Source organism: Metabacillus sp. YM-086, assembly GCF_048059995.1.
Classification (GTDB): domain Bacteria; phylum Bacillota; class Bacilli; order Bacillales; family Bacillaceae; genus Metabacillus; species Metabacillus litoralis_B.
The window spans coordinates 21,814-34,720 of record NZ_JBLUOI010000016.1 but is presented as its reverse complement, the minus strand read 5'-3'; the positions used below and the strand labels follow the sequence as shown (position 1 = coordinate 34,720).

Genomic DNA, 12,907 nt, shown 5'->3' with positions numbered 1-12,907 from the left:
TCATCACCATCTTCCTTATGAAGATAGTGATGATTTACCAACTGCTGAAAAATCTTTCTCTCCTAATTCTGCTGATGCTTCTTCAAAAAGTTCGAGGACATAATTTGCAAGTGGTAATTGTTTGTCTTGACCTTCTTTCACTGCAATTGTCACATCTTTTTTCATTAAATTAAGCTTAAAGCCTGGAGTAAAGTCTCGGTTTACCAAACTGTCCATCTTGTTTGCTAGCATCCAAGAAGCACCTGAACTACTTCCAACCACTTCTTTTAAGCTATCCATATTTATTTCAAGCTTTTCAGCCAGTGCTACTGCTTCAGCTGAAGCTACCATATGAACCGCTGCTAACATTTGATTGATTGCTTTAATGGCTTTTCCAGCACCAACGGATCCTACCAGGTAAATATTTTTTGCCATTGCATCTAGTACTGGCCTTGTTTTCTCAAGAACTTCTTTATCCCCAGCAGCCATCACAGTTAACGTTCCATTTTCAGCTCCAACAGTTCCACCACTAACTGGACCATCTAAAACAGGAATGCCTTTTTTCTGATATATAGCATGAACCTTCTTCATCATTTCTGGTGACCCTGATGTCATTTCAATAAGAACACTATCAGGATTTATCACTTCAAGTGCTTGTTCATTTAGTAGAACGCTTTCCATTTCCTTATCAGTTGGTAGAATACTAATGATACAATCACATAATGCGAATATATCAGTTAATGAAGAATGCTCTGTCGCACCTAATGCTCTTAATTCTTCAACGGGTTGTCGATTACGATGTGCAATCACATGTAATTCAAACTCTTTACTTAATAAATTTTTTGCCATTGGTAACCCCATTGCTCCTAAACCAATAAAGCCAATTCGTTTTATCCTCATTTTATACTCCCTTCATGTGGAGGACTGATCCAAAATAGGATTCAGTCCTCAAAATTAGTAAGTATATTTTTTCAAGAAGTTATGAAATAAACAGAAGATTATAACACTGTTTCGTCTAACTCAATGCCTAACCTTTCATAATGTCTTCTTCTTCCTTCTTTATCACCTTGTAACTCTTGATGTGCATATCTTGCTACCTCTCTTGCTAGTTTACGAGGTACTACAACAACTCCATCTCCGTCAGCAACGACTACATCTCCTGGATAAATTGCAACTCCTCCGATTGAAATCGGAATATCTTTTTCTTGATAACGGATTCGTGCTTGATCCATTCCTTGAGAAACAAATTTTGACCATACCGGGATTTTCTGCATAATTACTTCATCTGTATCCCTTACTCCACCACCATTTGTTAAATAGCCTCTAGCACCTTTACCTTTAAAGTCTAAAGTGTTGTTAGAACCTAGAAGTCCAACATCAATTCCAGCTACATCAAGGCAAACAAAATCTCCCTCTTCAATATCTTGACCCCAAGGATCATTACAAACCTCACTATAATACCATTTCACCCATGCTGTGTATTCATCACCAGTTACTTTTGGTGCTGGACCCTCGAAAGGTATATAACGAGCAGTTCGTGCTATTCCGACTACTTTTGTACGGAACAACGGTTTGATTTCATGACTAACTGTTCCATATCCATGCATTCCAACCCAGTCCATTCCATCGCGAACATCTGTTACACGTAAATCTTTATATAATTCTAGTATTTCAGCACGATCATCTAATTGATTTTTATTTTCAACTGTTTCATTTACTGACATGTAAACCTCTCCCTTTGTTTAAAGTTTTCCCATTCTACTTTGTAGCGCTTTAGTTAACTAACGAAACTATTAATTTATATAAGTCCAATGACGAAGTGAGTTCACCTCCTTTAAATGTAAACGCTTTAAAAATAATCAAAATAAAAGTTAGATTGACACTTGTAGGAAATTCATGATGTGAATAATGTTGTAGTCAAAAGATGAATGAAAGTAGAAGAATAAAGGTGTATTATATAGTGGATGAGCAACTGGAATGATTGCTAGGAATAAAGTTAGGAGACCGATTTTGGAAATCGTTTTTGGAAACCGTTCCCCTTACACTTAAAACCTTACAATCTCTCAGAAATAAAGTCAATATAATTTTCTGAATTTTTTAATAATTGCTCAAATTATATTGTTTTAATAAAATTATATTTTTCCTTTCACTCTACTGATAAGTTATAGAGGTAATGATAAGTTAGTCTATAAAAACACTATAGTTTTTTATTGACTAACTTAAATTATTCATCACACTGAAAAACACTTAAACCACGCAAAATATTTTATTATAAAAAGATAAAACAGCAATAATTTTTAGTAAGTATTATTTCGTTTACAGAAGCCTTTACGCATTTCCTTAACCAAGAAAAAAAGACCTGACTTTTTGATATCAGATCTTTCATAGTATTTACGATAAACCTTTTATTAGATGATCTAGCAGTACTTCTGGTAATATACTGCGTTCTCCTCCACCTTGGACAAATGAGGGCTTCCCGCCTCCTTTACCATTTATAGAAGGTAATACTCCTTTTAATAATTGATTTAAATTGATATCAATATCCTCACTTCTCGCGCAAACAACCTGCAGCTTCATTTGATCATCATTAACAAAAAGAACAATAATATTTTGATTTGCTTCAACAATCTCTTTTGCTAGAAGTTGTAGTTCATTTATTGTACGGTTTTGAAAAACCGAATGAATAATATAATCACCATTAATTTCTTCCGCTTTTTCTAGTAGTTCTTTTCCCTCATATTGTAGAAGCTTATCTTGCAGGTTCACTATCTTTTCTTCAAAACTTTTTGTTTGTTGTAATAGACGTGTAACTGCTTTATCAATTAGTTGCTGAGGAGAACTTAGTTGTGTTGTTAATTTTTTGAGAACCTCTTGTTTTTCTTGGAGCTGTCTCGCTATCCTATCACCACAAACAAAATGAACACGCGTATATTTTTTCTGTTTTTCACATGCTAGTATTTTTAATAAACAAACCTCTCCTGTTGATCTAGGGTGAGTCCCACCACAGCCGTTGTAATCAAATTCTGGAATAATAACAAGACGAATTTGTTCACTTACAGATAGTTCCTTGCGAAGGTGAAAACCTGTTAATTCCTCTTTCTTATTAACCCATTTTGTCAAAATCGGCCTATTGTCTAAGATGATTTTATTTGCTAGTTTTTCTGCTTTATGTATTTCTTCATCTGTAAGGGATGATGTATCAATATCAATCGTACATGTTTCTTCACCTAGATGGAAACTTAATGTTTTATAGCCTAGGTTGTCCTCAAAAGCAGCAGTTAGAATATGTTGCCCAGCATGTTGTTGCATATGATCAAACCGACGTTCCCAATCAATCACACCCTTAACTTCTTCCACATCTATACTAGTTTCCACATAATGACGAATCTCACCATCAACCTCTTCCACATTTAGCACGTTTATAGCATTTAATGTTCCTTTATCAAATGGCTGACCACCACCTGTTGGATAAAAGGCAGTTTCTTGTAATACAACAAAATAGCCAGATTCATCACGGTCGCGTTTGATCACTTTAGATGAAAATTCAGTTTGGTAAACATCTTCGTAGTATAGCTTTTTAGTCATATAGCCCACTCTCTTCTACAAATCTTTATTAAAGAAAACATGTTCAGCACAAATCATAAAAAAACGTGTTTCCGGCTTAAAGAAAAAAGCGTATTGGCAACACTCAACACATGCTTTTCAACTGACGAGTTTTCTTTATTTTTACTATAGCACAAGAACAAGAGATCTTCGGGACTACTCGCCTATATTATTCTCAAACCACTCCTGTAAATGTTCCAAAGTTGTAAACGTGAATATTTCTTCTCCGTTTTGACCGTTATCTTCTCCTGCATTTCCTCTTAATGTGATTTGTCCCTCATCTTCTGAAAGCAATATTGCATAAGGATGATCAACATTTATATATCTTGAATCAAGGTCTTGATCAAGCCATCTTTTACTCTTTAAGAAATCATGACAATGTTCCATTGGAAAACCTCCTTTTTCTTACTAATATTTTTTATTGTTGACCTATTAAGTAATAAAAATCATTCATTTATTACAGAAAAAATTTTAATAAAATATCTTCTCATAGAAAAAACTTACGAAAGGGAAACTGATATCAAGGGGGGTTATATTATGGCAAATAGAAATAAGATACTTGTCCCTGAGGCAAGAGAGCAAGTAAACCAATTAAAAGCAAGAGTTGCAAATACAAAAAAGTTCGAGCATGCTAAATATGAAACAGCAAAAGAATTAGGTATCCCTTTACATGAGGGGGACAATGGAAACTTATTATCCAAACAAGCTGGAAAAATTGGTGGCAAGCTGGGTGGCAATATGGTCCGAGAAATGATTAAGTTGGCTGAGGAACAGTTGAACAAAGAAGGGCGGCATTGAATCATTTTTTTATAAACAGAAAAAACAAGGGTTTAATAACGCCCTTGTTTTTCATCAAATAGTAAAAACTCTTTTTCATTCATAATGATTTCATTTGGTACATGCTTTGTTTGTGGTTGTCGATTTCGATGATTAAACCAAATACACTTCCATCCTACTTCAATCGGAGGAACAATGTCATTTTCCCAAGTATCTCCGATGTATAGACATTTCACTGGGTCAATTTTTATTTTCATACGAACATGCTCAAACACTCGGCTATCAGGCTTTGCCATTCCAATTCCATCCGAAATAAAAATATGTTGGATTGGGATTAACTTATCTATTTTTAATGCCTTTAACTTGTTCATTTGATGATCAACAGGTCCGTTTGTAATAATTCCAACGAGCGTTTTTGTTTCTATTAATTGCTTTAACAATGAGAACACAGATTCAAATGGTTTTATTTGTTGTTGCTCTTGTTCATAACGCTCTTGTATTGCAATTGCTTGATCGTTTGTAATAATTATTTGATAATCTAAAAATGAACGTATTAGTCGTTGTATTCTTAACTCTTCAAGACTTATTTCACCTTTTACATGTTCCTTCCAAAGAACGTCACTGTAATGCCTGACTTTTTTATAAAATTCCTCTGCCTTTGAACGAGGTAAACCAACTTGATAATATTCAAGGGCGTTTTGAAAAGGTAATAACGAATCATATAAAGTATCGTCCAAATCGAAAAAGACAGCTTCAGCACTTTTTATACTATTCATATCTCGCACTCCCGTATTTCTATATCCCTTTTTATATAATAAAAAAACAATAGGTTTTACTTTGAAATAGCTTTGGTTGAACTTCGAATAACTAATTCAGGCTGATATACTTTTTGATAAGTACCAGCTTTTTCTCTATTTTCTACTGCAGAAACAACCCATTTTGCCGCCTCAATTCCCATTTCCGTTTTTGGATGAGTTACAGATGTAATCTTTGTTTCAGAAGCTTCTGCTAAATAAGAATCATCATATCCTACAATAGAAATATCATTAGGAACCTTTAAGCCTAGTTCACGCAATAAGTTAAGAACACTTATGGCTATTTCATCGTTATAACAAACAATTCCAGTTGGTCTTTCATCAGATAATAAAACACCTTTAAGTTTGTTAAGAAATACCTCTTCTTTTTGCTCGGTTGTATAAGTAATAATCATTTCAGGAAAGAACGCGATATTCTTTTCTCTAAAAGCTCTGATGAACCCTTGCATACGATTTAAGCCCTGAATATCATCACTTTTGAATAGGCCGATCACCTTTCGATGGCCTAGTCCTATTAGATGATCTGTTGCAATGTATCCACCTTTTTCATCATCTAAAATAATATGTGGTGGATTTAATTGTGGATAGTACTGATTGATCATTAAAAAAGGTGTATTATTTTGCTCCATTTGCAAATAGTAATGTAAATTTGGATTGTAGCTACTACTTCTTGTAGGTTCTACAATCAAGCCGTCCACATTTCGATTTATCATTGTTTCAAGACATTGTCTTTCTTTTTCGGGATTGTTATCAGTACAAGCAAAGGTTAAAGAGTAACCATGTTGCGATAGATGTGATTCAATTCCTTTAATAATGGATGGAAATATGTAATCAGTAATATATGTTGTTATTACGCCAATATTTTTACCAGTTGGAGGCATACGTTTAGCTTCTGTCCTGCGGTTTGCGACAAAAGTTCCCGCACCCTGTTCTCGATATAAATACCCCTCGTGTACCAAATCTCCTACAGCTTGTCTAACTGTATGTCTACTAACTTCAAACATTTTTACAAGTTCATTTTCCGAATAAATCTTTTCACCTGGGGAAACCTTGCCCTCATTAATCCATTCTTTAATTTTTTGTTTTACCATCCCGACTTTCGTTTGTTGCGCCATTATGTCACCACTTTCAGCTTGTATGTTACCGTGTAACTTATTCGTACAACTTCTTTCATTATTATATACTACTAAGCACTATTAATAAAATGTAAATTTTAATAGCAAACTGGTATATATATTCATCTTATTTTACATTTCATCAGCAAAATTTTTTTGCACTTAAATGCCACCTTATTTGGCATTTTATCTTTCTTTCAAATCAAATAAGTGAGAAAATAGACTGGTTCTTTTCTTGGCATAAAAATTGCATAATATTTAGTAGAAATTAGATAGTAGGTTTACCTAGAAATTAATTAGGGTTTTTATCTTATGTACGATTAAAATCCTAAACTAGTTTCAAACTTAAGGTTGGCAAATACGTCTGAGAAACACGTATAAAAGGAGAGGTGTTTTTGTGGAAAAAATGTTAAAAAAGGAAGTTGATCAAAGAAATACATATAAGACAATTGATTATTTACAATTCATTATTCCTTCTTTAATAGGAATTTTACTTTTTGTGATTCCTATATCAATTAACGGAGAGATTTCAGTTACGGTTGCTTTACTAGCAAACTTTATTCAAACTCTATTTGGAGATACACTACCCTATATCGCAACTTTTATTATATTTTTAACTGCTGTAGTCTCTTTGTATACGAAAGTTTTTCAACCAAAAAAAATCATTAATCAACCATTCCTAAATAAACTATTTAATGTGTCCTGGATTTGGCAAATAATGAGAGCATTAGGTATGATTTTCTCAGTTTCTGCTTTATTTAGTATAGGTCCTTCAGCTATTTGGAATGAAAATACAGGTGGGTTGCTTCTATACGATTTAATTCCTGTCTTGTTTTCAGTATTTCTATTTGCAGGTGTTTTTCTACCGTTGCTCCTTGATTTTGGATTATTAGAGTTATGTGGGTCACTTTTCACAAAGGTTATGAGACCACTTTTCACACTTCCTGGACGATCATCTATTGATTGCTTAGCTTCTTGGCTCGGGGATGGTACAATTGGAGTACTTTTAACTAATAAACAATATGAAGATGGATATTATACAAAACGTGAAGCGGCGGTCATCGGAACAACCTTTTCCGTTGTATCAATTACCTTTACAATCGTCATTATGTCGTATTTAGAGTTAGAAGCATATTTTGGTAGTTTTTATCTTACTATTGTACTTGCAGGTATCGCTTGTGCACTTATTAGTCCAAGAATTCCTCCCTTATCACGCAAATCCAATACTTACATTGGCGAAGTCGAAAAAGAAGATGAGCTAATTCCACCTGGTATCTCAACTTTCAAATAGGGGGTTAACCGTGCTGTTCAAGAAGCAAAAAAAGTGAAGTATTCGAATATCTTAAAAGGTGGAATTGAAAATGTAGTTGATATGTGGTTAGGTGTTTTACCAATTGTTATGGCAATCGGTACACTTGCACTAATCATTGCTGAATATACACCATTATTTAGTATTCTTGGTACCCCATTTATTCCATTATTAGAGATTATGCAAATTCCTGAGGCTGCAGAAGCATCACAAACAATGGTGATTGGATTTGCAGATATGTTTTTGCCTGCTATCATTGGTAGTGGAATTGAAAGTGAAATGACACGGTTTGTCATTGGCTGTTTATCGATCACTCAATTAATATATATGTCAGAGGTCGGCGGGTTGCTGTTAGGATCTAAACTACCGGTTTCTTTCCTTGATTTAGTAATCATCTTCCTTCAACGAACAATTATTTCTCTACCAATTATTGTGCTTATGGCACACATCGTATTTTAATCACTATATTGCTCCGATAAATAGACCGAAGAAGCCCTACTCCACATTTGGAATAGGGCTTCTTCATTGTTGTTTAGCGTCTTGATCTTCTAAATTAATCAGACCCAGTAATTTTATTATCATCATGTAATTTAGCTAATAACGAACACCTGTATACAGGATCTCCAACCTTCACAGAAATATCCTTTACTAGTCCACTGGCACCAATCGTTATATCAATTACATTTCCCTTATCTGTTTTTATCTGAAAAAGTGGTTCCCATTCATAAACATACTCATTTTCATGAATACAAACTTGGTTAACGACTCCATCATCAAGACTTTCAATAGAATAAATAGGATTCATAATAACCTTCCACTCCTCTTTTATAACAAGTATAAAAAGCCTTTTCTTAAATCCATCCTCTATATCTTGATGCTTCAGCCATCATTCGAACTCCAACCATATAGGCCGCTAATCTCATATTAACTTTTCGAGTCTCAGCAAGTTCATAGACCTGATTAAAAGATTCAACTAGTACTTTATTTAACTATTTCTGGGATCACAAACAATCCCACCTTTTCCTCCACCATACGGGAGATTGACAATACCACATTTCAAGCTCATCCACATTGATAGGGCCTTAACCTCATCCTCATCGACATGAGGATGAAAACGAATTCCACCCCTAGTTGGCCCCACAGCATCGTTATGCTGTGCTCGATAGCCGGTAAAAATTTTAGTTGAACCATTATCCATTTTAACTGGAATTCGAACTGTCAACATTCTTAATGGTTCTTTTAATAGTTCATACATTTCTTCTGGATATCCTAAATGATTTAAGGCCTCTTTAATTACTACTTGCGTGGATGAAAATAAGTTTAAAACCTCATTATTTTGAATAGTTGTATTCAATTGTCATCACCTCATATGGAATAAAAGCTTATAAAGTCCCTAGAAAAAGATATACTTGACGAACTCTTAAAACATTTATGATAATACACGCTTAATACGATCGATCGCCCAATCTAGCTCCTCTTCATTTATAACTAATGGAGGCGCAAAACGAATTACTGTTTCATGGGTTTCTTTGCACAATAAACCATTTTCTTTTAACTTTTCACAATAACTACGTGCGTGCTCCGTTAACTCTACCCCAATAAACAAGCCTCTACCTCTTATCTCTTTAATAATCGGATTTTTAATTTCTTTTAAACGTTCCACAAAATAGTTTCCTAGCTTCAATGAACGTTCAACAAGCTTTTCTTCCTCTATTACATCAAGAGCTGCAATTGAAACAGCACATGCTAGAGGATTACCTCCAAATGTAGATCCATGTGAGCCAGGGTTAAATACACCTAATACATCACGATTAGCTACTACACATGAAATTGGGAAAACTCCCCCACCTAATGCTTTCCCTAAAATATACATATCAGGTACAACATCTTCCCAATCACAAGCAAACATTTTACCAGATCGAGCTAATCCAGCTTGAATTTCATCTGCTACAAACAAAACATTATTATCTTTACATACTTGATACGATTCCTTTAAAAACCCTTCTCTCGGAATATTAATTCCTGCTTCACCTTGAATTGGTTCGAAAATAAATCCTGCTGTTTGCGAGGTAATTGCTGCTTTTAGCGCTTCCACATCGCCATAAGGAATGAGTTTAATTCCTGGCAGCATCGGCCCAAATCCTTTACGATATTCCTCTTCAGAAGATAAAGAAACTGCTGTCATCGTACGTCCATGAAAGTTACCTTCACAAGCTATAATCTCGGCTTGATTATCAGCAATCCCTTTCACCTGGTATCCCCATCGTCTTATAGCTTTTATTGCCGTTTCCACAGCCTCTGCCCCTGTATTCATCGGTAGTGCCATTTCCTTTTTGGTGATTCTTGCAATTCTTTCATACCATGGGCCTAACTGATCATTATGAAAAGCACGTGATGTTAAGGTAACGCGGTCGGCCTGATCTTTTAATGCCTGAATAATCTTAGGATGTCTATGACCTTGGTTAACGGCTGAATAAGCACTTAACATATCCAAATATTTATTACCTTCAGGATCTTCCACCCATATTCCCTCTGCTTTTGAAATAACAATTGGTAGAGGATTATAGTTGTTTGCACCAAATTGTTCTGTTTGATTGATCACTTGTTCTGTTTTTGTTGTCATTTTTATTTTCCTCCTTGTAAAAAATAAGACTTTTCTATCTATCTAATATGCAATATCTATGCCAGCATTATTTCCCCTAGTTCATTGGCTGCCTTGCACCAAAAGTGCAAAAATATTCAACACCACAATTCATCTTAATTACCATTATGCAAATTATCATTGCACCCCTCTTTTATATGATCTATCCTTATTCTAGGAGAGTGGGAAAAAATGAAAATAGAAAATTTAACGAATGCTGAAATGCAAGCCATTATTCAAACTTTGGTTAATATGATTGACATCGGAATACATGTAGTAAATAAAGATGGTAAGACAATTATTTATAATAAAAAAATGGCTGATATTGAAGAGATGGATCCTAGTAACGTACACGGCAAAAATATTCTTGAACTATTTAAATTTAATAATGCGAATGAAAGTACTCTCATTTCAGCTTTACGAGGTAACACTACAAAGAAGTCAAAACAAACGTATTTTACCCACAATGGTCAAGAAATTACGACAATTAATGATACCTGCCCTTTATATGATTCTACTCAGCAAATTTGCGGAGCAATCGAAGTAGCTAAGGATATAACAAACCTTGAGCGAATTATCAGAGATAACATCCTTAAAAAGGGAGATACAAAGTTCACGTTTGATCACATTATTGGTAAAAGTGTGAAGATTACAGAAGTTATTGAAGCTAGTAAACGAGCAACAAGAACTTCATCTTCAATCCTTATTGTTGGTGAAACTGGCACCGGAAAAGAGCTTTTCGCTCAAAGTATTCATAATGGGAGCAAGCGTTCCTCCTACCCATTTATTAGCCAAAATTGTGCTGCATTGCCTGAAAGTTTAATAGAAGGTATTCTCTTTGGCACAAAAAAAGGCGCTTTTACCGGATCAATTGAAAGACCAGGTTTATTCGAGCAGGCTGAGGGTGGAACGTTGCTTCTTGATGAAATCAACTCGTTAAATCCAACTCTTCAAGCAAAACTTCTTCGTGCTCTTCAAGAAAAAACCATTAGAAGAGTCGGAGATACAAAAGATAAGAAAATTGATGTTAGAGTTATTGCAACAATTAACGAAGATCCAATTGACGCTATTGCTAATGGTCATTTACGAAAGGATCTTTTTTATCGATTAAGCGTTGTTTCATTATTCATCCCTCCACTAAGGAAACGTAAGGATGATATTCAGACACTTGCACAGTCGTTCATTAAAAAATTTAATCAACTTTTCGATATGAACATAAAGAGTATTAGCAAACATGTATTAGCTTTGTTTGAAGCCTATGATTGGCCTGGCAATGTCCGCGAACTTGAACATATCATTGAAGGAGCAATGAATTTAATGGAGCCAGAAGAAACAATTATTGACGTTCCACACTTACCAATTCCCTTTAAACAAAAAGCTACTGAACTTGTTGATCCATCTATATATGAAGAAAATCAATTCTACGAAATGGATAAAGAAGAATCAAAAGAACTCCTAACACTTGAAGACTATATGACAAATCACGAAAAAGAATATCTTCAAAAAATATTAAAAGAGCATGACTATAATATCTCCCAAGCCGCAAAGACGTTACAAATTAGTAGACAAAGTCTTCAATATCGTTTAAGAAAATTCAGACTAAAATAAAACCGCTGAAGGGGATGCCCCCCTTCGGTCTGTTATAATAATTTTTCTCCAAAAAGTGAACCCATTAAGGCTACTGCTACAGTAGCAGTTTTATTTTTTTCATCTAAAATAGGATTCACCTCTACAAACTCAGCAGAAGTTATTAATTTTGATTCTTCTAAGATTTCCATCGCTAAATGACTTTCTCTATAACTTATTCCACCTAAAACCGGCGTTCCAACTCCTGGTGCTTCATCCGGGTCAAGTCCATCTAAATCAAGTGATAAATGAACTCCATCTATGTTTCTAGCTTTTAAATAATCAATTGCTTCTTCCATTACCTTTGTCATACCTAAACGGTCAATTTCATGCATTGTATAGACTCTAATCCCCTTTTCACGGATAAGAATTCGCTCTCCTTCATCTAAAGAACGAGCACCAATAATCACAATGTTTTCTGGCTTAATTTTTGGAGAATATCCTGCTATATTGGTTAAATCTGAATGGCCTATACCTAAACTTACTGCTAAAGGCATTCCATGAATATTACCTGATGGGGAGGTCTCTCCTGTATTTAAATCTCCGTGTGCATCATACCAAATGACACCCAGGTTATCATAATGCTTAGCAATTCCAGCTAGTGTGCCAATTGCAATGCTATGGTCACCACCAAACACTAACGGAAATGATCCCTTGGCTACAACCTCATCAACTGATTCAGCAAGCTTTTCACTAGCTTTTGTTACAGCCTTTAAATATTTAAGATTATTTCCAAGGGTTGCTTCTTCATCTTTACCTGGTCTGCCAATCTCTATATCTCCTTTATCATGAATCTCATAATCTAGTTCTTCTAACCTTTCCACAACACCTGCATAACGAATAGCACTAGGACCCATGTCTACTCCACGTCTTGATTGTCCTAAATCCATTGGTACCCCTATGATTGAAATATGATTTTTCATCCAAAACCCCTCCTTTTTTTCAATTGTATCTTACGGGTTAATTCTGACTCAACTTGACAACTCCACGTATAAATATACACAAGTATACAAAAATAAATATACAAATATAATTATATCTT

General features: G+C 34.6%; 11 protein-coding genes and 2 pseudogenes. 3 read left to right on the top strand and 10 right to left on the bottom strand.

The window, feature by feature from the left end; all coding sequences use genetic code 11:
- Nucleotides 1-15: 15 nt before the first annotated feature.
- The 4 genes from ACEWK1_RS09510 to ACEWK1_RS09495 all read right to left on the bottom strand — a co-directional run bounded on the left by ACEWK1_RS09510 (nt 16) and on the right by ACEWK1_RS09495 (nt 3,969).
- Nucleotides 16-879 (bottom strand): NAD(P)-dependent oxidoreductase, encoded by an 864-nt coding sequence (locus ACEWK1_RS09510; protein ID WP_416636086.1) that lies wholly within the window; start codon nt 877-879, stop codon nt 16-18.
- Between the two features lie 98 nt (nt 880-977).
- Nucleotides 978-1,703, bottom strand: a complete 726-nt coding sequence (locus ACEWK1_RS09505) for an RraA family protein (RefSeq protein WP_416636085.1) — start codon at nt 1,701-1,703, stop codon at nt 978-980.
- A gap of 667 nt (nt 1,704-2,370) precedes the next feature.
- Complete coding sequence (locus tag ACEWK1_RS09500; protein ID WP_416636084.1) at nt 2,371-3,564, bottom strand: alanyl-tRNA editing protein; 1,194 nt, start codon at nt 3,562-3,564, stop codon at nt 2,371-2,373.
- Nucleotides 3,565-3,738: 174 nt separating this feature from the next.
- On the bottom strand, nt 3,739-3,969 hold the full coding sequence (locus tag ACEWK1_RS09495; protein WP_416636083.1) for a hypothetical protein: 231 nt from the start codon (nt 3,967-3,969) through the stop codon (nt 3,739-3,741).
- A 150-nt stretch (nt 3,970-4,119) separates the two neighbouring features.
- Between ACEWK1_RS09495 and ACEWK1_RS09490 the strand changes: the two genes are divergently transcribed.
- Nucleotides 4,120-4,380: a small, acid-soluble spore protein, alpha/beta type gene (locus ACEWK1_RS09490; protein ID WP_416636081.1), complete on the top strand. Its 261-nt coding sequence runs from the start codon at nt 4,120-4,122 to the stop codon at nt 4,378-4,380.
- A 32-nt stretch (nt 4,381-4,412) separates the two neighbouring features.
- Here ACEWK1_RS09490 and ACEWK1_RS09485 read toward each other — a convergent pair whose 3' ends face one another.
- A complete protein-coding gene (locus tag ACEWK1_RS09485; RefSeq protein ID WP_416636080.1) occupies nt 4,413-5,135 on the bottom strand; it encodes an HAD family hydrolase in 723 nt (240 codons plus the stop codon).
- Nucleotides 5,136-5,191: 56 nt separating this feature from the next.
- Complete coding sequence (locus tag ACEWK1_RS09480) at nt 5,192-6,289, bottom strand: GntR family transcriptional regulator (RefSeq protein ID WP_416636079.1); 1,098 nt, start codon at nt 6,287-6,289, stop codon at nt 5,192-5,194.
- Between the two features lie 406 nt (nt 6,290-6,695).
- Between ACEWK1_RS09480 and ACEWK1_RS09475 the strand changes: the two are divergent.
- Nucleotides 6,696-8,057 (top strand): annotated as a pseudogene (locus ACEWK1_RS09475) (YjiH family protein).
- A 94-nt stretch (nt 8,058-8,151) separates the two neighbouring features.
- On the opposite strand, the gene ACEWK1_RS09470 reads toward ACEWK1_RS09475, so the two are convergent.
- The 3 genes and pseudogenes from ACEWK1_RS09470 to ACEWK1_RS09460 form a co-directional block, all read right to left on the bottom strand.
- Nucleotides 8,152-8,403 (bottom strand): biotin/lipoyl-containing protein, encoded by a 252-nt coding sequence (locus ACEWK1_RS09470; protein WP_416636077.1) that lies wholly within the window; start codon nt 8,401-8,403, stop codon nt 8,152-8,154.
- Nucleotides 8,404-8,592: 189 nt separating this feature from the next.
- Nucleotides 8,593-8,952 (bottom strand): annotated as a pseudogene (locus tag ACEWK1_RS09465) (Glu/Leu/Phe/Val dehydrogenase dimerization domain-containing protein); the annotation flags it as partial.
- 75 nt (nt 8,953-9,027) lie between these two features.
- Nucleotides 9,028-10,221 carry an ornithine--oxo-acid transaminase gene (locus tag ACEWK1_RS09460; RefSeq protein WP_416636075.1) on the bottom strand — a complete coding sequence of 398 codons (1,194 nt, stop codon included), beginning with the start codon at nt 10,219-10,221 and terminating at the stop codon, nt 9,028-9,030.
- Nucleotides 10,222-10,431: 210 nt separating this feature from the next.
- Here ACEWK1_RS09460 and ACEWK1_RS09455 point away from each other — a divergent pair, with 210 nt between their 5' ends.
- A complete protein-coding gene (locus ACEWK1_RS09455) occupies nt 10,432-11,847 on the top strand; it encodes a sigma-54 interaction domain-containing protein (RefSeq protein WP_416636074.1) in 1,416 nt (471 codons plus the stop codon).
- Between the two features lie 32 nt (nt 11,848-11,879).
- Here ACEWK1_RS09455 and rocF read toward each other — a convergent pair whose 3' ends face one another.
- Nucleotides 11,880-12,788 carry an arginase gene (rocF, locus tag ACEWK1_RS09450; RefSeq protein WP_416636072.1) on the bottom strand — a complete coding sequence of 303 codons (909 nt, stop codon included), beginning with the start codon at nt 12,786-12,788 and terminating at the stop codon, nt 11,880-11,882.
- Between the last annotated feature and the right edge of the window lie 119 nt (nt 12,789-12,907).

Bases quoted from the DNA above. Each gene is read 5' to 3' on its own strand.
- ACEWK1_RS09480 (WP_416636079.1), bottom strand. From the start codon at position 6,289: ATGGCGCAACAAACGAAAGTCGGGATGGTAAAACAAAAAATTAAAGAA.
- ACEWK1_RS09490 (WP_416636081.1), top strand. From the start codon at position 4,120: ATGGCAAATAGAAATAAGATACTTGTCCCTGAGGCAAGAGAGCAAGTA.
- ACEWK1_RS09460 (WP_416636075.1), bottom strand. From the start codon at position 10,221: ATGACAACAAAAACAGAACAAGTGATCAATCAAACAGAACAATTTGGT.
- ACEWK1_RS09470 (WP_416636077.1), bottom strand. From the start codon at position 8,403: ATGAATCCTATTTATTCTATTGAAAGTCTTGATGATGGAGTCGTTAAC.
- ACEWK1_RS09510 (WP_416636086.1), bottom strand. From the start codon at position 879: ATGAGGATAAAACGAATTGGCTTTATTGGTTTAGGAGCAATGGGGTTA.
- rocF (WP_416636072.1), bottom strand. From the start codon at position 12,788: ATGAAAAATCATATTTCAATCATAGGGGTACCAATGGATTTAGGACAA.
- ACEWK1_RS09495 (WP_416636083.1), bottom strand. From the start codon at position 3,969: ATGGAACATTGTCATGATTTCTTAAAGAGTAAAAGATGGCTTGATCAA.
- ACEWK1_RS09500 (WP_416636084.1), bottom strand. From the start codon at position 3,564: ATGACTAAAAAGCTATACTACGAAGATGTTTACCAAACTGAATTTTCA.
- ACEWK1_RS09455 (WP_416636074.1), top strand. From the start codon at position 10,432: ATGAAAATAGAAAATTTAACGAATGCTGAAATGCAAGCCATTATTCAA.
- ACEWK1_RS09505 (WP_416636085.1), bottom strand. From the start codon at position 1,703: ATGTCAGTAAATGAAACAGTTGAAAATAAAAATCAATTAGATGATCGT.
- ACEWK1_RS09485 (WP_416636080.1), bottom strand. From the start codon at position 5,135: ATGAATAGTATAAAAAGTGCTGAAGCTGTCTTTTTCGATTTGGACGAT.